This is a genomic window from uncultured Desulfosarcina sp. (assembly GCF_963664155.2).
Classification (GTDB): Bacteria; Desulfobacterota; Desulfobacteria; order Desulfobacterales; family Desulfosarcinaceae; genus Desulfosarcina.
In genome coordinates this window covers 864,849-883,994 of sequence record NZ_CAXXXH010000002.1, presented here as the reverse complement: position 1 = coordinate 883,994, position 19,146 = coordinate 864,849, and the positions used below count along the sequence as shown (strand labels likewise).

The window sequence follows — 19,146 nt, the reverse complement described above, 5'->3', positions numbered from 1 at the left end:
TTTAGACTACAGGTCCCAGGGTAATGGAATCCTTTCGGCAAAGGTTTTGGGCATTTTAAACTCACCGCTCGCCACCGTAAGCGCCACCAAACGGGCCGACTCTTTCATCCCCAAGGCGTTCATCATGGCAAAGGGCCCTTTGGGCCATGCCAGTGAGGTACAAATCCCCAGTTCCAGATCTTTCATGGAAACTACTTTTTTCTCGATAAGATGGTTGGATATGGTAAAAATAGATCCCAGCAGCCGGTCTTTGACAACGTTAAGCAAAGCCGGGTCGCCAGCCACGGGTCCGTCTTCAAGATTCCAGGTCTGGCCGCTCTCGAACTGGTTTTTTAGCTGATCCGGCACGGCCGGGTAGCCGACATCGGTATCGGCCAGATAGTCGTTCATGGAAACCGCGGCGTGGTAGCAGGTGCCTAAACCGGAGCCGTTCTGCACCCACATGATACCAAAACGTACGTTCAATGCCAGCTGGGAGATGCGCTCCAGGGTGGCCACATTGTATTCGTCGCCATAAAATGAGTCGAGCATCATATAACTGGAGATGAACACCGGATTAATGGCAAAACCAGGGAAATCTTTCACCGCAATAGGCACTTTCCGGTTTTTTTCCGCAAAAGCCATCAAGGCCGTAAAGGTTTCGTCGCTGGTTGCTTTCTGACGGATCACTTCCACCAGCCGGTTGATGTTGGCTGGGAAAAAATAATGCAGACCGGCGGTTCGGGAAGGGTTGGAAACCGATGCCATCAGCCGTTCGATGAGAAAGGTGGAGGTATTGCTGACGATTATGGCGTCCGGGCGGCAAACCGCGTCCAAATCCTTGAAGATCTGAATTTTCAGATCCATTTTTTCAACTGCCGCCTCGATTACCAGGTCACATGACGCCAGGTCTTGATAGCTTGAGGTTCCCGATATCATACCGGCCACATGGTCCATCTCCTGCCGGGTCATCTTACCTTTGGCCACCCGTTTCTCCAGGGCGCTTTTTACCCATCGGTCGTACATGGAGCGAACCAACTCGTCATTAAGCTCCTTGTAAATGACGCGGTACCCGGACGAAGCGGCATTGAGTCCAATAGCCGCGCCCATAACGCCGAACCCAACAATTCCCACGGTTTCGATTTTCCCCATTTTTCCTCCTTTTCCGTTGACGAAACAGGTCTTCCCGTTGCGTCGAAATACTGGTTGTAATAATCGTAAATACCAAATTAAATCTATTGGTTATTGGAAGTTTTATAAATGGTCGGGGCGTTTCGTATATTTTTATCTCACCCTTGCCGCACAGGGTCAAGGCTATTTTTTAACTACATTAAAGCTACTTTTAAACTATCTTATGGTTTTCAAATAAAAATATGCCGTTCTGCCACCTTGTATTGACCTGCCCGATGGCTATATTGGCTCTTGTTCAAAAAATCGGCATTTAAGGGCCGCTAAAAAATAGAGTGCCCTTTCCTTTCATGCCTGTCTTTTGTTCCGACAACAGCGTTGTGTCGATGTTCCCATATAAAACAGGATCAAACCATCGACGCACCTTGCATCCAAACTCATATCCGGGGCCATAACACGCCAACCCCACGAAACGAGCAGATATGTCTCCTTCTTTAACAAATGAAAAACTTCGCAACATCGCCATTATTGCCCATGTCGACCATGGCAAAACCACCCTGGTAGACGCCATGTTCCGCCAGAGCGGCCTCTTTCGGCAAGGCCAGCAGATGGACGAAAGGGTCATGGACAGCATGGACCTGGAACGGGAACGCGGCATCACCATTGCCGCCAAAAACTGCTCTGTGGTTTATCAGGGAGTGAAAATCAACATCGTGGATACACCGGGCCACGCCGATTTCGGCGGTGAAGTTGAGCGAGCCCTGTCCATGGTGGATGGCGCCATTCTACTGGTGGATGCCTCCGAAGGTCCTTTGCCCCAAACCCGCTTCGTGCTGCAAAAGGCGTTGAAGTCCAAACTGAAAATCATCGTGGTGATCAACAAGGTAGACCGAAAGGATGCCAGGTCGTCTGCGGTACTGGATCAGGTGTACGACTTGCTTATCGATCTGGATGCCAACGAAGACCAGTTGGAATTCCCACTGTTATATGCCATCGGCCGCGACGGCGTGGCAGGAATGGCCCCTGACCAGTTAGCCGAGGACCTCCATCTTCTTTTTGATGCCATCGTCAGGGAAATCCCCCCACCTCGGTTCGACCCTGAATCACCGTTTCAGATGCTGGTCTCCGACCTAGGCTATTCAGACTATCTGGGCCGCCTGGCCGTGGGGCGTGTGGTAGGCGGTAAGGCTGAATCCAGGCACCGGCTCATCCGCATCGATGCCAACGGCAACCATCGTCCCTTGAAAGTTACCCGCCTGCAAATCTACGAAGGCATGGATATCACTCCGGTTTCTACGGTAAGTGCCGGAGAAATCGCCATCCTTTCCGGTATTGACGAAGTGACCATCGGCGACACCATCTGCACTGAAGATGCACCGTTCGCCCTGCCCCGCATCACCGTCGACCCGCCCACGGTTTCCATGCTGTTCACCATCAATGACGGTCCATTGGCCGGCAAAGAAGGCCGCTACGTGCAGTCGGCAAAAATCCGGGAACGCCTGCTCAAAGAGACCCTGCTCAATGTAGCTATCCAGGTGGAAACTGCGGGGGACAGGGACTCCATGGTGGTCAAAGGACGTGGAGAGTTTCAACTAGCCATTCTCATCGAGACCATGCGGCGGGAAGGATTTGAATTTTGTGTGGGCCGTCCGGAAGTAATCCTGAAGCAGGAGGATGGGATCGTCAAAGAGCCTGTCGAGCGGCTGTTCATAGACTGTGGTGAAACCTTTATGGGAGTGGTGACTGAAAAACTGTCCGTCCGCAAAGGGAAAATGATGAATCTCTCCAATACCGGTACCGGACGGGTGCGCATCGAATTTTCCATTCCATCCCGGGCCCTGATCGGCTACCGGGACGAATTTCTCACCGATACCCGGGGAACAGGCATCATGAATTCCTATTTCCTGGGTTACGAGCCCTATCGGGGAGACTTCCCCAGCCGTTTTACCGGATCTATCGTATCGGACCGCCAGGGACATGCGATACCCTATGCCCTGTATAATCTGGAACCGCGGGGCCGGCTGCTTATCCTGCCCGGCGAACCGGTTTACGAAGGGATGGTGATTGGCGAGCACAACCGGGAAACGGACATCAACGTCAATCCCACCAAAGAAAAAAAACTAACCAACATGCGGGCGTCCGGCAAGGACGAAAACGTGATTCTGGCCCCCATCCGCCCCATGACTCTGGAGCAGGCCATCAATTTTATCCGGGATGACGAACGGGTGGAAATAACCCCCAAGTCTATCCGGCTCCGAAAGGTGACGTTGGGTGTCAAGGCCCGCTACGCCCAGCGCGGTTCTAAAAAGTAAGGGCCACTCAGCGGGGATTTTCGAAAAAAAAGTAGCTGGTGGAATAATCGGAAAACTCGAAGTAAACCTTGCGCTCACCGGCATCCTTGACCATGTTTAAGTTGTCGTCCAGATACCCATATCCGAAGCGGTAAGGTCGCCGATTGTTGTCCGAAGTACCATATGCCGTTGACAGTTTATCCACTTTAATGAAGCGCCGCACCAGCTGCTCACCGGCGTAAATTTCAAGCACCCCGTCCGTTCCGGTCCAGTTTTGAATGGAACGGCCAATCTTGTTCTGAGATTCCTGAAGGTGTTTTTTATTTAACGGATGCGTCTTTTCCCTCAAAGATCCCAACCCAGTTTCTTTTTACAACGAATCTTCCCTGCCGCAAACGTTGAATATGGCCATGACCTGTTGGCAAAGCAGATCGAATTGTTCAGGGTAGAGGCTCTGGGCACCGTCGCTCAGGGCTTTTTCCGGTTGATGGTGAACCTCGACCATCAACCCATGTGCATTGGCAGCCACCGCCGCACGGGACAGCGGCAGCACCTGATCCCGGCGGCCGGCGGCATGGCTGGGGTCCACCACGATGGGCAAGTGACTCTCCTTTTTGACCACCGGTACCGCGGACAGATCCAGGGTATTGCGGCTGTGATGGACAAAGGTGCGTACTCCGCGCTCACACAGAATCACCTGGTGGTTACCTTGAGCCATGATGTATTCAGCAGCCATGAGCCACTCATCAATGGTGGCGGCCATGCCCCGCTTGAGTAAAATGGGTCGGTAGGACTCCCCGGCCCGCTTGAGCAAGCTGAAGTTCTGCATGTTCCGGGTACCAATCTGGACCACGTCAGCGTAATGTTCCACCAGATCGAAGGTCTGAAAATCCATCACTTCGGTGACCACCGGGAGGCCTGTGTTTTCTCTTACTTTGGCCAGGATTTTGAGTCCTGCCTCCCCGAGCCCCTGGAAAGAATACGGCGAAGTTCGCGGTTTGAAGGCGCCGCCTCGGAAAAGATGGGCACCGGCCTTTTTGACATGTTCGGCGATGGTCATGGCCTGGCCGTCACTCTCGATGGCGCAGGGTCCGGCAATGATTGTCAGGTAGCCGCTGCCGATGGTGATCTCGCCCACCCGTATCAGTGTGTCTTCGGCTTTTGTCTCCCGACTGACCAGTTTATAGGGTTTGGTAATGGGTACCGCTTCCTTGACCCCGGGCAAACCGAGAAACAAGGCAGGGTCCACCGGTCCTTTATTGTTCAGCACGCCAATAGAGACGCGATCACCCCCGGGAATGGGCCTAGCCATGCATCCCAGTCCTTCAATGACTTTAACTACTTGGTCAATCTGTTCAGGTGTCGCCGTTTTTTCCATCACAATCAACATGTTGTACCTCCTTTGTAAAATGGGCCCACGTTCATCCTGCCGGCCCAGATAGGTCCTCACCCCGCGGCCCCATCAATTGGAAACGGACCGTCGGGTTTTCGCCCGTTGGTCCGTTTGCTTAACATCAACACGTATTACATCTCATGCAATGGAAATCCGGCAGGCGCACCAGGTGGGTAAGCGCCACCACCAAAGCTTTTCTATCACCGGGATGGCCATGTTATTCTGCTTTTTCTAATAGTTACCTTACCTTAACGAATGCTTTGGCATATGGCATCCATCGCAGTTATTGTCAACCGCTTTTTCAAATAGGGGACTTTGGCGATAATGGGTTTGACCCATTATTTTTTCAACAGATCCAAAAAGAGACTTGACTTGAAGGACGTTATCATTATTGTCTTTCACAAAAACCAAGGAGTTCAAATATGCCCATTTTTGAGTACCAATGCAAAGCCTGCTGTAATCAATTCGAGCAATTGGTGTTCTCATCGGACACCGAATCACCGGTATGCCCGGTGTGCAACTGCAGTGACGTGGAAAAGCTGATGTCAGCCGGCGCCGTCCGGCCTCATGGCATTCCCACCGGTTCCGGCGGCTTTCAGCCTCCGGCCTGCAAACCATCGGCAGGTGGCTGAGGCATTTAAGCCCGCTTTTCCGGTTCGGGAAAGTTCACTTTACAAGGAAAGGACCCGACTTCACGTCAGGCCCTCTCTTTTCAGTCCGGCAGGTCGATTCCCATGGCCGCCAGTTCCGATTCCACCCGCAGCATCCAGCCTTGATTGGCTTTGGGGTTTGCCGGACTGGGATGGGTGATTCTTCCGACTTTCAGATCCATCCCCTTCAAGGCAATATTAATCCGTTTTTCAGCAAACCCCCCAATCCCCAACACCCACTGCGGTTTAAAAACGTCGATGGATCGTTGAAGTGCCTGGTCGCAAATTTGGAACAGCCGCTTTTTCTCATCAGCCGGCAGTTTGTCCGGCGTGCAGTTGCGGCCGCTCTCTTCCATGAACACCAGGGGACAGTAATTGAGTACGAAAAACTGTTTAAAAAATGCCTCCGGATTATCGTACCGATGTTTGATCCATCCCCACAGCCGCTGACCGCTCACTTCCCTTCGCGTGCAGGAAAAGCCGGATATTGGCCTTTTGGGATGAACGTCTGCCGGCTGCGCGATATAGGTGTGAATCCCCATCCACCCGTTCACCATCTCCACGTCACCAAATGGTACACCGGTCTGGGCCATGCCAAAGGGACCGGGATTCATCCCCACCAGAATCACCTCTTTGACCGTGTCGGCAAAACAGGCCACATAACGGTCATACCCACGCCTGGCATAGATCAGTGGATTGTAGGTGTGAGTCACGGGAGTCGAAAACGTTAGTGGTCGGATAGATGCCACCAGATCGTCGGTAATTGAAGCGATGCGGGCCGCCACGCTGCCGTCGACTGTCTCCATTTTATTGGGCCACCTGAGCCATGGCCTGGGCCTGTAAGGTCATGGCTTGTTGAACCTTGGGGTCCATCATATACTTCATCGTTTTCATCATGGTCGTCTGGACCTTTTGGCCCAGTTCGGCCATTCGCTGTGAGACTTTTTCCAACTCTTTTGGAAATGCTTTGCCTGAAGCCAATTCAGGGAAATTCTGATTCATCTTCTGAAGCCGGGGGGCCAATGATTGCATTTTCTCGGTGTAGCGGTTCATGGCTGCCACCACTGCATCGGCACTGTCCGCTTTATCCATATGAGCAACATAGTCTTCCATGGCATCGGCATAGTCGTTCAACGTGCTTTCAGCCTTATCGTATTTGCTGCCACATGAAATTATCGCTGCGGAAATAATAACCACCATCACCATCCATAACCTTTTTTTCATGTTCTCCAGTTCCTTTCGATACTATGTGGGTTGAAGGTTTAAATCGTTTTCGAAAAACAACAACCGGATGCGAAAACTCGAAGATGCGAATAGTAGCTCAAAGCGTTTAAGAATACAACCAATCTACCGCTATTTCGTTTGGTCTACCTCACTTTTTCACGGGTTATATTTTCCGGTCGATAGGATGGTAACAATCAGATTTTCATTGACTTTTCCAGTAGATGATGGTCCAACTTTCTCACCTACAATTCAATGAGGCTTTTCTGATCACTGCTTTCGGAATCCCATCTACTGAAACAGGACTGCCTATGACTAAAGTCAAATCACCGTCAACTGCCCCGGCTTCAGGAACAAAAACATTAAATGCCAAACGATTGGAAATCGAAAACCGGAAGCTTGTTCAAAAAAATGAGGAATTGAAACAGAGAAACCGCGAACTGGGATTGATCAGTCAATCCTTTCTCTCAATCAATTCCAGTCTCGAACTGGATCGAGTGCTCTCTACGATTTTAGAAGCGATCAAAAACCTGTTTGGTGTCGTCGGCAGTTCCATCTGGCTTAAAGATCAGCAGACCGGAGAGGTGGTGTGCCGGCAGGCAGCCGGCTTCCAGCGAAATATCGTCAAGGGCTGGCGCCTATCACCCGGTGAAGGAATTGCCGGATGGGTCAGTACTTACGGAGACAGCGTCATTTTGCCGGACACCCGAGAGGATAGGCGCCACTTTCGAAAGGTCGCAGACACGATGCAGGTGGAGCTGCGCTCTCTCATCAGTGTTCCCATGCGCGTTAAAGGGGTGGTCATCGGCGCCCTGCAAGTGGTGGACAAGCAGGTGGGCCGTTTTGATGAATCCCACGCGACGTTGCTTGAAACTTTGGCCGACGCTTCTGCAATCGCCATCGAAAATGCACAGCTCTTCGAGCAGGCCAATCGCGAGATCGTTGAAAGAAAACGGGCGGAAAAGAAGCTCAAAGAGAATGAAAAGGAGTTGAAGGACAAAAGCGCTGCCTTGAAAGAAGTCAACACCGCGTTGAATGTGCTTCTGAAAAACAGGGAGGAAGACCAGGTTCACATGGAAGACGTTATCGTGGCCAACGTAAAAGACCTAGTGCTGCCTTTTCTGGAGAAACTCAGTCGAAGCCAGCTGGATGAAAAACAGGCCACCTATGTGGACATCATCCAGGATAACATTTCCAATATCGTATCCCCCTTCCTGCGCCAGATTCCCATGAAGTTTTTTGATCTGACCCCCACCGAAATCCAGATTGCTGACCTGGTCCGAAAAGATAAAACCACCAAAGAGATCGCACAGATCTTGAATGCCTCTGCAAAAACCATCGAGGCCCACCGCAACCGCCTGCGAAAAAAATTGGGATTGACCAATCAGCGGATTCAACTTCGCGACTATTTGATGACCTTGGTCTAGCTGTTCGCTAAGGATCCCAATGAAGCTTTAAGATCCGCGCCGATGTGAATCAGGGGGTTCCCGGCCCAATCAGTTCACGAATCTTTTGTACCAGTTGGGTGTTAGAAAACGGTTTAGTGATATAGGCATCGGCCCCCATGGCGATTCCTTTGGCCATGTCGGCATCCCGGTTTTTGGCCGTAAGAAAGATGATTCGGATGGATTCCCATTCCGCGCGCTTTCGAATCATCTGGTATATCTCATACCCATCCAGATCAGGAAGCATGATATCCAGCAAAATCAGGTCGGGCCGAACCTCGGCGATCTTTTCGATGGCTTCTTTGCCGCTCTGGGCCAGTTTGGGCACATACCCTTCCTTTTCCATGAGAAACTGTAATGGCACCAGAATGCTCAATTCGTCATCCACAATGAGAACCGTTTTTCGATGCATTCGACTGCTCCCAAAGAGGTAATGGTATTTCGTTCAAGTCTTGAATACGAAATGTTTCTTCATCTGAAAAAACGAATTTGATTTCAGTATAGTGGATTTTGGATTGATGCACAATCGGTTGAAAAAAAATCGAGGGGACATGCATGGCGCAGGCAACCGGGGTTGAGCAAGGCAAATCGTTTTCCTGGAACAGCTAATGGGTCACTCCCATCTGTCCTGACCGTCAAACACCGTCGCCACGATCTGTCGGTATCGGCCCAAGGAAGCAGCCTTACGGATTTGTTTCATTATTTGCCGACCATCCGGGAAATCAGCGGCAAAATAACGCCAAAATCCTTTCATCCGATCCAATACATGGCCAGGCCCGGAAAACAGGCAGCTGTATCCGGCCACCAGATCATCGTGAAAACTCTCAAAACGGATGTTCCTACTGCCGATCAGCCGGCCTTTTGAGTGGATCATTTCAGGCAGGAACGGGTTAGCAAGAAGCCCTCGCCCCAGCATCCAGCCGGATACCGTCGGGAATCCGGATTCCAGGAATTGAAACGTGGCAAGATCATTGATATCCCCGTTGTAAACCACAGGATGGGAGAGACGTGTCAGACAAACCTGGAAAGCCTTCAGATCCACGTTTCCCGTATACATCTGCACACCGGTTCGAGGATGAACAATCATTCGGGCAAGTGGGTAACGGTTGAAAACAGGAATGAGCCGATCCATTTCATCCACTGAAAAACGTCCCAATCGGGTTTTGATGGACAGCCTGCCGGAAATTCCATGCAGCGTTTTATCGAGCATACGGTCGATTATATCCGGGTGGGGCAGCAGTCCTGAACCACGCATTTTTTTGGCCACCATGGGGAAAGGACACCCCAGGTTCCAGTTGATTTCCCGGTAACCCAGATCGACGAGCGCATTGGCCAGGCAGATAAACTCGTCTGGGTTGTTGCTCAGGATCTGGGGAACAACCGGCATGGCTCGATTGTCGTCCGGCGCCAGATCCTTCAGGTGGGAGGGTTTAATGCGCTGGCCCTTTATCGATGTCACAAAAGGCGCCACCGCCTCTTCAACGCCATGAAAGTGGCTCTGGAAAGCATTTCTGAATACCGCATCGGTAAAGCCGCGCAATGGGGCGAGAATCAAGTGTTTCATCGTCACTGCCGCCATGAAACGGGAACGGCGAGGCTCAGGTAGCAATCGTTCTCTTCGAACATCAGCCGTTTTTTGACCATGGATTGGAAAAACGCACAAATATTTTCCGGGCTGTGAGCGGTAAACTTTCCGGCCACTTGTGCAAGGGTGCGGGGGATATGGCAATAGCGATAGAGTTCGGCAGATACCCCCGTGAGTCGATGCTTGGCGGTGGGTTGAGTCGGAAATTGCTGGTCAATAATTATGAACCGGCCGCCATCTCGAAAGGCCAACGGGGGGGGGCTTGCGGTCTTCCGCCGCATAATGGCGTAGTCTTTTTGCCATTGACGGGTTTCTTTTTCCACTGCTCGCCATAATTTCTGCTGCCGTTTCCGATCGCCGCGATAACCTTGAATCATGAAACAAAATCCTGTGACAACCGTTTCCGGGAACAGTTTTTTCAAGTTGGGATGATTAAAAACGGATCGGATATGAAACCGCCGGGCAAATCGGTATACCGGACTTTCCAAGCCTAACCAGAAACTGACAGTTTTCAGGGGACGGTACCAGCGGACAAATTCCAGCGTATGAAGCGTTTCATCTACATCGGCATCATCGCTACCGGGAAAATGGAGCATGAGGTTGGATGCATTGATGATGCCCATTGCCTCACAATGTTTCATCAGGTTCAGATTGTCGATGACCCGAAACCCTTTGTTCATCTTGGCGAGCAGCCGGCTGGAAAGCGCTTCGATGCCTACCTGCACCGTATCCATGCCGGCCTGCTGCATTTTACAAAGCACCCCTGGTGGCGTATTCGCCCGCAGCTCCGCAAATATGGACAAATCCCGACCCATTTCGCGGATATTGTCGAAGATGGACGCGGCTTGGTTTATGGGGAAGACATTGTCGGCAAAGGCCAGGGAAAGTACCTGATGCCGTCGGACAAGGTGATCCACCTCCCGGATTACTTGATCCGGCCGTTTGGTGCGATATCCCTGCCACTGAAGGTTCAGGTTGCAGAAGGCACATCCCTTGAACTGATCGGCGGTATCCTTTCGGTGCCACCAGCATCCCCGAGAGGCTTCGATGGGGAGGATGGGAAAGAAGCGTCGCTGTGGAGAAAACCCGGCCAGCATGTCAAAGTAGTCATCGTAATCGGGCACAGGCAGGCTTTCCAGGCGACTGAGTTGGGAGAACCCAACCTTGTCTTCAGGCTTGGCTTCGGAAGCAAGGATCCCATCGGGAAGCCTTTCTACAGATCGGGGGCCATTGTTTGTCAGATGGCGTAAAAGGTCTGCCAGGGGCCGCTCACCCTCCCCCACCACCAGATAATCGATACAGGGAAACACTTTTAACAGATCGGCAGAGCGTTCTCCGGAGAAAGAAGAACCGCCCACAACTACCGGCAGCGAAGGGCAGCTGTCCTTGATTCGCGAAATCAGGTAAAGGGAAGCGGTCACCTGGCAAAACGAAACGGTAAAACCGACCAGTTCAAATGCAGACCAGTTGATTCGCCGGAGCCAGTCGTCCATGACCATTTTCACCTGGCGGACCAACTGCCGAAAATCATCGGGTGCATGGTCCCCACGCTTTAGCGTGGCGGTGTATAACGATTCAGCCAGATGAGCGCGATCGGGATAGAGCAGTGCCGAAAAGACGGCCTCGGCCCGCCAGACCCGCCGGGAAACACCTTGATAACGTTCGAATCCCAATGCATGGGCCACCTGTAGAAAAAGGTGGCAGGCATCTGTCTGTAGGTGCGGCACTTCAGCGGAAAGGTAGGCTTTCAACGCTCCCAACGGCAAGGATGGACGGTTGAACAGTGGCCAGGGCGCAGAAACCAGAAACACCCGTCCCTTATTGGACGTTGGTTCTGACGGCATGATCGCCGGCAGCTATCCCGCCAGCCCGGATCGAGCCAGCAGGTGTTGGGCTCGACGGTCGGCGGACATAGTGACATTATTGATGAGGTGTTTGAACTTAAACCACCGATATGAAGCTGTATTTACGAATCCACTGATACATCCTCCCGGAGGCAGCGGGTCGCCATATCCGGAAAGCAGATTCAGGTGCATCCGACCGTTTTTCACCACGACCGCCAGGCTGTTTTTTTTCAAGTCTTCATATTGACTGTCCAAGGCGATAGATACCCGAGTTACGCCATTGCCCCATTCACGTGAAAGAATCCGACCCACCACGGTTCCCATGAAAACCACCGATGAATCGAAGATTCCCGGTTCACCATCGAACATAACACCAATCCCGGACGGGTTTCCGATCTGTTGGTCAGAACAGCCGGGCAGACCCACTATCACCACCATCAATAAAAAAAGAACCAATTTTTTCATTATCCCCCCACCAATCAAAACCTGTCATCCGGCAAGCGAAGCGAAAAAACGAAGGTATCAGGCGGTCGTAGGAAGCTCCTTATAACCCTAAAGCGAATTTTCATCAACCCGAAAGCATTATGACAAGGTTTATTTTTGTGTTGCGAATCCTCTCCACAGGAAGCCATCGATGATATTTCCATGGATTGATCTTCCCTTTGTTTTCCATCGCTTTCATACCTGATCCCTGATGGCAAGGATTGATTTTTTACTTGAAAGCTTGGACCGCCCCATATACATCAATCCCAGTCCGATTAAGCGTGAGGTCCGACTTGGCCAACTACGCTGGGCAGCGGTTTTAACTGAATGTACAGTTTCTTTCAACCTGACCTCTACCGACCTGTGGGACAACTATGAAGATTTCCATTCGCTGGGCATTAATTGCCGGTTTTTTAGGCCTGATCTGGGGAACCCACCTGATCACCACCACCTCGTCCTATCTAACCTCCCAGGAAGTACTTCGTCAACATGCCCGGGATATCATGAAAAACATTGCTGAACTGGCCATGGAGCAGTCCCAGCGCCACCTGCTGCACGCCCACGGTGCGGCCGCTTTAACCAGGCGACTGCTGGCATCCAATGTGGTGGGCAGCCAAACGAACCAGATCAATCTCCTTGAGAGATATCTGCACGATCAGCTTTCCGTCAATCCCCACTTTGCCGGTATTTATGTGGGTACCCCCCAGGGAAATTTCTACGATGTGCGTCATTTTGACGCGAAGGCTCAAGGGGGATTTCGTACCAAAGTCATCTTGAACACTCCCCAGGAAAAGCAGGTCCGCCTGATCTATAGAGATCCACTTTTCAAGCAGATGTCAGAGGAAACCAACAACTCAGACACCTATGATCCACGAAACCGGCCCTGGTACCAGAAAGCGTTGACGGAAAACCGAATCGTCTGGACGGATCCTTACATCTTCTACACTTCCCAGAAACCGGGAATCACCATTGCCGGACCCTTTTACGATTCATCCGGAAAACTCATGGGCGTCGTCGGTGTCGATATAGAAATCGACCAGCTGTCGATATTCATCGGCAACTTGAAAATCGGCAAGCATGGAAAGGCCTTCATGCTTAACCGCAACAGCGACGTGGTGGCCTTCGGGGATCTGGAGAAGCTGAAAGTCAAAGGAACGTCGGAGGGGGGTGCCGCACGCCTGGCAAAAATCGATGAACTCGACGACGCGCACAGCCGGAAAGCCTTCGTAGCGGCAAAGATTCAAACCGACGCCTCGGGGATGCTGATCATGGACGAATCGCGCTTTGCCCGGTTTACGCAAGAAGGCCAGGTCTATCTGGCGATGTTCACTCCCTTTTCAACCCCTCAATGGCCTTGGATCATCGGGGTTTACCTGCCGGAGGATGATTACCTCGGCGCCATCAAATCCAACCGCTTCTTCAATATTCTGGTCACCATGGCGATCTCTCTGTTTGCCACCTTTATGGGATTTCTCCTGGCCCGTGGTGTCATCCGCCCGATTGCGCTGTTGGAACACGCCTCCAGGCAAATCAAAATGGGTCATTCGACGCCGCTGCCGCAAATTCACTCCGCCTACTCCGAAATCCAGGAGACTGCCAGTGCGTTTGCCGAAATGAAGACCGCCGTAGAACGAAGCCGCAAAAAATATCAGGGAATCTTTAACAATATCCAGGATGTCTATTACGAAGCCTCTCTCAAGGGAACGCTGATCGAAATCAGCCCGTCTATTGAAAAAATATCCCAATACCGGCGGCAGGAACTGATTGGAAAAACCCTTCTCAAAATTTATGCGGATCCCGGCCAGAGAGTTGGCATCGTTCAACAGCTGATAGACCAGGGGCGACTCAATGACCGGGAAGTAGTGTTTCGGGATAAGGACGGCCGCATCAAACACTGCTCCTTGAATTCCATGATCCTTCGAACCCGATCCGGCAAGCCCTATCGCATCATCGGCTCCCTGCGGGACATCAACGACCGCAAAACAGCCGAACAGGAACTGCTTCAATACAAGAGTCAGCTGGAGGCCTTAATCAAGGAGCGAACCCTTGAATTGCAAAAAGCCAACGACGGTCTGGTGGCACAGATCGAACGACGCCGCGCCACCGAAAAGCAGCTCGGGATCAGCGAAGAGAAATACCGGACCATTCTGGACACCATTGAGGAGGCCTATTTTGAACTGGATTATTCCGGCACCCTCACCTTTGTCAATGAGGCGGCCTGCCGGATCATGGGTTACACCATGGATGAACTATCCGGCATGCATTTCAGGCACTTTTCAGCGCATCCATCAACCCGGGAGATCATCCAGGCCTTCCGCAAAATGGCCCGGTCCGGTGAGCCGGTGCGTGTCATCACCTACTCGGTGATTACCAAAAACGGAGAAAAGAAGGTGCTGGACCTGAGCGCAGCCCTAATTCTGAATCCTTCCGGCATTGTTAGCGGATTTCGCGGAGTGGCCCGCGACGTCACGGCAAAGATCGTTGCCCAGAAAGAAAAAGAGAAGCTTCAAGGACAATTGAACCATGCCCAGCGGATGGAGGCGGTAGGTACCCTGGCCGGCGGCATCGCCCACGACTTCAACAATCTGCTCATGGGGATCATGGGCAACATATCCCTGATCGCCTCAAAGCTCGACACCGGCAGTCAACTGTCCGAATACCTGGGGGCCATCGAGCAATGCGTGGAGAGCGGTGCCACCCTCACCCGCCAACTGCTCGGGTATGCCCGCGGCGGCAAATACCAGGTCACTCCCATCAATCTAAACGAGACCGTCCAGCGGACCGCCGAAATGTTCGGCCGGACTAAAAAAGAAATTCAGATTCATACCCGTTATCAGAAAGGAATCTGGACGGTGGAAGCCGATCAGGGCCAGATCGACCAGGTGCTGGTCAACCTCTACGTTAACGCCTGGCAAGCCATGGCCGGGGACATGACGCTGTCCCTTTCAACGAAAAATGTGATCTTGGATGAGGTCTTCACTGCCTCTTCCGGCGCCAAGCCTGGCCCCTATGTATCCATCAGTGTCCAAGACCGGGGTAACGGTATCGAACCGGAAACCCTGAAGAGAATTTTCGAGCCGTTTTTCACCACAAAAAAAATGGGGCGGGGAACCGGTTTGGGACTGGCCTCGGCATTTGGTATCATCAAGAACCACGGCGGCATCATCGAAGTGAAAAGCCAGGTGAATCAAGGATCAACATTTACGATCTATCTACCGGCCGTATCAAGATCTTCGGAAAAAGTATCGGTTCCAGTGCCCGATTTGCCGCATAACGGTTCCGGCACGCTATTGGTGGTAGATGACGAGCCTTACATCCTGACTGCCCTGACAGGTATCCTCCAAGATCTGGGATACCATGTCATCCCAGCCAACAGCGGACATCAGGCCATTGGCCTGTTCGAAAGGGAGATGGACCACATTGACGGAGTGCTGCTGGATATGATCATGCCCGATTTAAGCGGCCGGCAGGTTTTGGCGCGGCTGAAAAAGATCAGACCCGGCATCAAGGTCTTATTATCCAGTGGATACAGCCTCGACGGCATGGGGACAAATGGCAATGAGGCGGTAGGAGATGGCTTTATTCAAAAGCCCTATCATATCGAAAAGTTGGCAGCTACGCTGGATAAAGTCTTAAATGACCGTGCTGATCCTGAAACTGCATAACTCCCCCTTTACGACCCGTAGTCGAAAACGATCACCCAGGCGCTAACGGTTTGGCGGGAGTCAGCTTCACGGTCAGGGGCAATACATGCATGGCCCGGGAAACCTCCCGGATGCGGCCTAATGTCCATTCGGCGCATTGTTGGCCATCGATCATCCGTGAATCGATTTGCCGGACCACACCGGCGACATCGATAACCGGGTGCCGCAGGAACACCTCGGGCAAGCCGTAGGTCAGGTGGCAGGCCAGACACTTTCCCGGGCGCTGTTTGAGCTGAAATTCGAAGTCAACCCGATCGTGCGTTTTCCCGGCGTACGCGAGATTGATATCATAGGCGCCTTCCGACGCATCACCCAAAAGGGCGGCAAAAAAAAGATCGGCACGGTTCGAGGGGAAAATTTCGTCCAGTACACGCTGTGCAAAAATCGTCTCGTATGAAGGTGTGCCCATCGTTTGGGTTCCTCAGGTTTGACTCTTAACTGGAGCAGCCGCCATTAATCCAACCTCAACATCGGGCTCTCAACCCGGAAGATTCATTTACACTACGGGGCTTTTAAGATCAATCACCCGGGCAGCAACGCAGTGCCGACACAATCCACTCACTGGGGTGAAGTGCCCAGGAGGTAATGGGGCCCCAACCGACGGTGGATGACTGGCAGGGATGCCATCGGAGGCGGGACATGACCAAATATGGTTTTCAAAAAGCGTTCGGTAATCCGGTAGGTTGCGCCCCATAACAATTCATCGTGACCATTTTGGCGATGAATGAAACAGGGCATATCCCGATAAGGCATATCCGGCGCACCCGGCTTACCTGCCTTGAACGAAATTCGATACCGGGCATAATTGCCGGGGTCAAAAAACGTCGATAGAGGGATATAAACGATTTTATCCACTTCCCAGTTGGGGAAAAAGCGTTTCTGGTGGTTCACCCATCCCACCATCGGGTAAATGGCCCGTTTGAACATGACCAGATGCTGAGCCGGCATGGGTCCTAAAAACCTCACGCCGAGTGGATTGAGCCGCATTTCTTCGAACCCTTCCCGCAAAGCAGTGGCCAGCAGCAGGGCCAGTTTGGGGAAATCCTTTTTCCGGTAACGCCGCCACCACGGCTGGTGAGCCCAACGGGACAATGGCGTTATGGGCAAATTAAGCCATCGGGCCAGCCAACGGTCAATGGTCGGCGATATCCCGCCGCCCGGACAGCACAGGTCGCCGGGTTGGCGAACATGCTGGGAACGCTTGTTCAAAATCAGAAAAGGCTTCCCATTGGAACCTTTTCCAAGAAGGAAAAGCACCGCCGAATTCAGACTCAGATCGCCATGGGTATCGAACGCGAAGGTTGCCGGTGGTTGACGGTAAAGGCGGTGCTGCACGAGGCGGACAAACGCTTCGGGCGATCGGGGCAACGTTGGCATGACTGTTTCCATTGGTGTGGCCGCGCTCACTTGATGACCCGGATACGGCAGGTCGCCCGCAACCGGTCCCAGAGCGCCCGGATAACTACCGCAGCCACATCCTTGGGCGCCAGCCCCCACTGGCCGGACCGACGCTGACAGTCCGTCAGCAAACTGGTGTTGGTGGTGAACAGATCGAAATGGCTGTTGATATAGCTTCCCAGGGTAAAATGAAGGGAAACCAGTTCATCTGCGGTCAGGTTGGCAATGGTGGCCCTGTCTTTCAGTGACAACGAGCGTTCCAGAAAAATCACCGCCGCCTCCATGGTTTCCGGTGGATTTTCCAGTTGATGCAGGCGCTCATGCTCGACGACCGACGGCAGCGGCGCAGTGATACCGGTTTCCATCATCGATAGAAAAAAGGTCGCCTCAAGGATCTTGGATACACTTTCTGCAACAGAAGAAACGATGCATCCTTCATCCTCCCCGTCAACATGCAATACCCGGATTCGATTTTCGGTAAGCCACACGGCGATCCGCCGGGATGCAGAAAAACCGCTTTCGATGGAAAGATCTAAAATCAACAGTGGTTTATTTAACCGCTCAGCGGCTTTTTGGGTTGTTTCCAGTCGAAGGGAAGCCGTTTCTCCTGTTGTGAAATAAAGAGAGCCGTGACTATCCTCGACTGCCTTCTCCGTGACCAATCGATTGGGGGCGTGGGGTAACCGTTCGAGCTGGTATTTATCCGGGATCGGTTCACCTTCACGGCACCACCCACCATAGGCCAACCCCAGCTTAATGGCTACCTCCACGGCAGCTGCGGCAGCGCCCGGCTTCCCGCCGGAAATTATTTTCTCAATCATCCGTCCGAATCCCCCTCAATATCTTTAAGATCGGTCTTCCTTCCCGGCGCGGCAGGAAAAATAACAAGCCTCTGTCCGGGCTGGAGCACTTTATTAATGCCTATTCGGTTCCAGATGAGCAATGCAGCAAGGGGCACCTCGAATTTCTGGGCAATGCCCGAAAGGCTGTCTCCTTTCTTGACGACATAAATACGCTGGCTGCGAATTCTGGTATCCGCTTCTATCAGGGCTGCCAGACGGACTTGAAACCCCGTTTCACCGTCGCCGGGGATGTTGACCAAGCGCGTTCCGGCCGCCAGATAGTGCCCCCGCAATTCCGGGTTGCAGTCTTTGATTGTCTTAAAATCGGTCTTCGCTGCATTGGCAATCAGGCGAAGGGGAAGATCCGCGAAGGCATTGACCTGAACCGTTGAAAAGGTCTCCGGAGCATAAAAATCTTCTGGAGAAAGGGTGACACCATGATTGTGGGGCGCTTCGACAATACGTTTGATGGCCAGAATACGGAAGACAAAGCGCTGGGTTTCCAAGGGAAGATAGAGTCGGTAATAATTGGTTGTGCCCTGCTCCAGGATTTCCGCTTCGAGTCCTTCTTCCCCCATGTTATAAGCCGCCAGGGAAAGGCTCCAGGAACCAAAGCGCTCGTAAAGATCCTTGAGGTATGTCAGCACCGCCGGTGTACTCAAATACAGGTTGCGCCGTTCGTCAAAATTGTCGTCCACGATCAATCCATATTTTCTGGCGGTCTGAGGCATCAGCTGCCAGACTCCCATGGCCCCTTTGCGGGACCCGGCATGCATCCTAAGGGCACTTTCTGCGATGGCCAGATACTTGATGTCATCGGGAAGCACATTATCCCTGAGCATCTTTTCGATGTAGGGGAAATAGCGGGTGGTCCGTTTCAGCCAGAGAATAACCTGGGGGCGGTTTCCCAGAGAAACCAACATTTCCTTCTCAAACCGCTCCATCGTCTGCGGGTCATCCACGGGTACCGTTTCACCACATAACAGAATCGGCTGTTCCAACTTGAGCGCCGAAAGCAGGAAGTCGGCGGTGATTCCCTCGGCCGCGGTTATACAGGGAGACAGCGCTGAAAAAAGTATCGCTAACATGCAAACAAAGAGGTTGGGCCGCATCGCTGCTGTCATATCAATGTTTCCGTGTTTGGTAATGAACGCACTCAGATAAATGGGTTGGCTCAATAAAA

Annotated in this window: 17 protein-coding genes; 4 read left to right on the top strand and 13 right to left on the bottom strand. The window is 52.3% G+C overall.

Annotated features, from left to right (window positions below):
• Positions 1-6: 6 nt before the first annotated feature.
• Positions 7-1,131, bottom strand: a complete 1,125-nt coding sequence (locus ACHZBS_RS28105) for a 3-hydroxyacyl-CoA dehydrogenase family protein (protein ID WP_319409851.1) — start codon at positions 1,129-1,131, stop codon at positions 7-9.
• 458 nt (positions 1,132-1,589) lie between these two features.
• Between ACHZBS_RS28105 and typA the strand changes: the two genes are divergently transcribed.
• Complete coding sequence (gene typA, locus ACHZBS_RS28100) at positions 1,590-3,419, top strand: translational GTPase TypA (RefSeq protein WP_319409850.1); 1,830 nt, start codon at positions 1,590-1,592, stop codon at positions 3,417-3,419.
• A gap of 7 nt (positions 3,420-3,426) precedes the next feature.
• On the opposite strand, the gene ACHZBS_RS28095 is transcribed toward typA, so the two are convergent.
• Together ACHZBS_RS28095 and aroF are read right to left on the bottom strand one after the other, a co-directional pair.
• A complete protein-coding gene (locus tag ACHZBS_RS28095; protein WP_319409849.1) occupies positions 3,427-3,651 on the bottom strand; it encodes a hypothetical protein in 225 nt (74 codons plus the stop codon).
• Between the two features lie 117 nt (positions 3,652-3,768).
• On the bottom strand, positions 3,769-4,788 hold the full coding sequence (gene aroF, locus ACHZBS_RS28090) for a 3-deoxy-7-phosphoheptulonate synthase (protein WP_319409848.1): 1,020 nt from the start codon (positions 4,786-4,788) through the stop codon (positions 3,769-3,771).
• A 425-nt stretch (positions 4,789-5,213) separates the two neighbouring features.
• Here aroF and ACHZBS_RS28085 point away from each other — a divergent pair, with 425 nt between their 5' ends.
• Positions 5,214-5,423, top strand: coding sequence for a zinc ribbon domain-containing protein (locus ACHZBS_RS28085; RefSeq protein ID WP_319409847.1), 210 nt, complete (start codon positions 5,214-5,216; stop codon positions 5,421-5,423).
• Positions 5,424-5,503: 80 nt separating this feature from the next.
• Here ACHZBS_RS28085 and ACHZBS_RS28080 read toward each other — a convergent pair whose 3' ends face one another.
• Both ACHZBS_RS28080 and ACHZBS_RS28075 read right to left on the bottom strand, forming a co-directional pair.
• On the bottom strand, positions 5,504-6,247 hold the full coding sequence (locus tag ACHZBS_RS28080) for a uracil-DNA glycosylase family protein (RefSeq protein ID WP_319409846.1): 744 nt from the start codon (positions 6,245-6,247) through the stop codon (positions 5,504-5,506).
• Position 6,248: 1 nt separating this feature from the next.
• Entirely contained in the window at positions 6,249-6,665 is a 417-nt protein-coding gene (locus ACHZBS_RS28075) for a hypothetical protein (RefSeq protein WP_319409845.1), read from the bottom strand.
• A 308-nt stretch (positions 6,666-6,973) separates the two neighbouring features.
• Between ACHZBS_RS28075 and ACHZBS_RS28070 the strand changes: the two genes are divergently transcribed.
• Entirely contained in the window at positions 6,974-8,089 is a 1,116-nt protein-coding gene (locus ACHZBS_RS28070; RefSeq protein WP_319409844.1) for a GAF domain-containing protein, read from the top strand.
• Between the two features lie 49 nt (positions 8,090-8,138).
• Here ACHZBS_RS28070 and ACHZBS_RS28065 read toward each other — a convergent pair whose 3' ends face one another.
• The 4 genes from ACHZBS_RS28065 to ACHZBS_RS28050 all read right to left on the bottom strand — a co-directional run bounded on the left by ACHZBS_RS28065 (position 8,139) and on the right by ACHZBS_RS28050 (position 12,001).
• Positions 8,139-8,519: a response regulator gene (locus ACHZBS_RS28065; RefSeq protein ID WP_319409843.1), complete on the bottom strand. Its 381-nt coding sequence runs from the start codon at positions 8,517-8,519 to the stop codon at positions 8,139-8,141.
• Between the two features lie 201 nt (positions 8,520-8,720).
• Positions 8,721-9,671 (bottom strand): tRNA-dihydrouridine synthase family protein, encoded by a 951-nt coding sequence (locus ACHZBS_RS28060; RefSeq protein WP_319409842.1) that lies wholly within the window; start codon positions 9,669-9,671, stop codon positions 8,721-8,723.
• 2 nt (positions 9,672-9,673) lie between these two features.
• Positions 9,674-11,536, bottom strand: a complete 1,863-nt coding sequence (locus tag ACHZBS_RS28055; RefSeq protein WP_319409841.1) for a RiPP maturation radical SAM C-methyltransferase — start codon at positions 11,534-11,536, stop codon at positions 9,674-9,676.
• A 12-nt stretch (positions 11,537-11,548) separates the two neighbouring features.
• Positions 11,549-12,001 (bottom strand): hypothetical protein, encoded by a 453-nt coding sequence (locus ACHZBS_RS28050; protein WP_319409840.1) that lies wholly within the window; start codon positions 11,999-12,001, stop codon positions 11,549-11,551.
• 392 nt (positions 12,002-12,393) lie between these two features.
• Between ACHZBS_RS28050 and ACHZBS_RS28045 the strand changes: the two genes are divergently transcribed.
• Positions 12,394-15,684: a PAS domain S-box protein gene (locus ACHZBS_RS28045; protein WP_319409839.1), complete on the top strand. Its 3,291-nt coding sequence runs from the start codon at positions 12,394-12,396 to the stop codon at positions 15,682-15,684.
• Positions 15,685-15,715: 31 nt separating this feature from the next.
• On the opposite strand, the gene ACHZBS_RS28040 is transcribed toward ACHZBS_RS28045, so the two are convergent.
• The 4 genes from ACHZBS_RS28040 to ACHZBS_RS28025 all read right to left on the bottom strand — a co-directional run bounded on the left by ACHZBS_RS28040 (position 15,716) and on the right by ACHZBS_RS28025 (position 19,087).
• Positions 15,716-16,132, bottom strand: coding sequence for a pancreas/duodenum homeobox protein 1 (locus ACHZBS_RS28040; RefSeq protein WP_319409838.1), 417 nt, complete (start codon positions 16,130-16,132; stop codon positions 15,716-15,718).
• A gap of 149 nt (positions 16,133-16,281) precedes the next feature.
• Positions 16,282-17,100, bottom strand: a complete 819-nt coding sequence (locus tag ACHZBS_RS28035) for a CoA pyrophosphatase (RefSeq protein WP_319409837.1) — start codon at positions 17,098-17,100, stop codon at positions 16,282-16,284.
• A gap of 26 nt (positions 17,101-17,126) precedes the next feature.
• Positions 17,127-17,942, bottom strand: a complete 816-nt coding sequence (locus ACHZBS_RS28030) for a YpsA SLOG family protein (RefSeq protein WP_319409836.1) — start codon at positions 17,940-17,942, stop codon at positions 17,127-17,129.
• A complete protein-coding gene (locus ACHZBS_RS28025; RefSeq protein WP_319409835.1) occupies positions 17,939-19,087 on the bottom strand; it encodes a transglycosylase SLT domain-containing protein in 1,149 nt (382 codons plus the stop codon). The genes ACHZBS_RS28030 and ACHZBS_RS28025 overlap by 4 nt, the downstream gene beginning before the upstream one ends.
• Between the last annotated feature and the right edge of the window lie 59 nt (positions 19,088-19,146).

What these genes read in the sequence shown, in the direction of transcription:
- ACHZBS_RS28055 (WP_319409841.1), bottom strand. Translation starts at nt 11,536, where the DNA reads ATGCCGTCAGAACCAACGTCCAATAAGGGACGGGTGTTTCTGGTTTCT.
- ACHZBS_RS28030 (WP_319409836.1), bottom strand. Translation starts at nt 17,942, where the DNA reads ATGATTGAGAAAATAATTTCCGGCGGGAAGCCGGGCGCTGCCGCAGCT.
- ACHZBS_RS28035 (WP_319409837.1), bottom strand. Translation starts at nt 17,100, where the DNA reads ATGCCAACGTTGCCCCGATCGCCCGAAGCGTTTGTCCGCCTCGTGCAG.
- ACHZBS_RS28065 (WP_319409843.1), bottom strand. Translation starts at nt 8,519, where the DNA reads ATGCATCGAAAAACGGTTCTCATTGTGGATGACGAATTGAGCATTCTG.
- ACHZBS_RS28105 (WP_319409851.1), bottom strand. Translation starts at nt 1,131, where the DNA reads ATGGGGAAAATCGAAACCGTGGGAATTGTTGGGTTCGGCGTTATGGGC.
- ACHZBS_RS28075 (WP_319409845.1), bottom strand. Translation starts at nt 6,665, where the DNA reads ATGAAAAAAAGGTTATGGATGGTGATGGTGGTTATTATTTCCGCAGCG.
- ACHZBS_RS28040 (WP_319409838.1), bottom strand. Translation starts at nt 16,132, where the DNA reads ATGGGCACACCTTCATACGAGACGATTTTTGCACAGCGTGTACTGGAC.
- ACHZBS_RS28085 (WP_319409847.1), top strand. Translation starts at nt 5,214, where the DNA reads ATGCCCATTTTTGAGTACCAATGCAAAGCCTGCTGTAATCAATTCGAG.
- ACHZBS_RS28025 (WP_319409835.1), bottom strand. Translation starts at nt 19,087, where the DNA reads ATGACAGCAGCGATGCGGCCCAACCTCTTTGTTTGCATGTTAGCGATA.
- typA (WP_319409850.1), top strand. Translation starts at nt 1,590, where the DNA reads ATGTCTCCTTCTTTAACAAATGAAAAACTTCGCAACATCGCCATTATT.
- ACHZBS_RS28060 (WP_319409842.1), bottom strand. Translation starts at nt 9,671, where the DNA reads ATGAAACACTTGATTCTCGCCCCATTGCGCGGCTTTACCGATGCGGTA.
- ACHZBS_RS28050 (WP_319409840.1), bottom strand. Translation starts at nt 12,001, where the DNA reads ATGAAAAAATTGGTTCTTTTTTTATTGATGGTGGTGATAGTGGGTCTG.
- ACHZBS_RS28045 (WP_319409839.1), top strand. Translation starts at nt 12,394, where the DNA reads ATGAAGATTTCCATTCGCTGGGCATTAATTGCCGGTTTTTTAGGCCTG.
- ACHZBS_RS28080 (WP_319409846.1), bottom strand. Translation starts at nt 6,247, where the DNA reads ATGGAGACAGTCGACGGCAGCGTGGCGGCCCGCATCGCTTCAATTACC.
- aroF (WP_319409848.1), bottom strand. Translation starts at nt 4,788, where the DNA reads ATGTTGATTGTGATGGAAAAAACGGCGACACCTGAACAGATTGACCAA.
- ACHZBS_RS28070 (WP_319409844.1), top strand. Translation starts at nt 6,974, where the DNA reads ATGACTAAAGTCAAATCACCGTCAACTGCCCCGGCTTCAGGAACAAAA.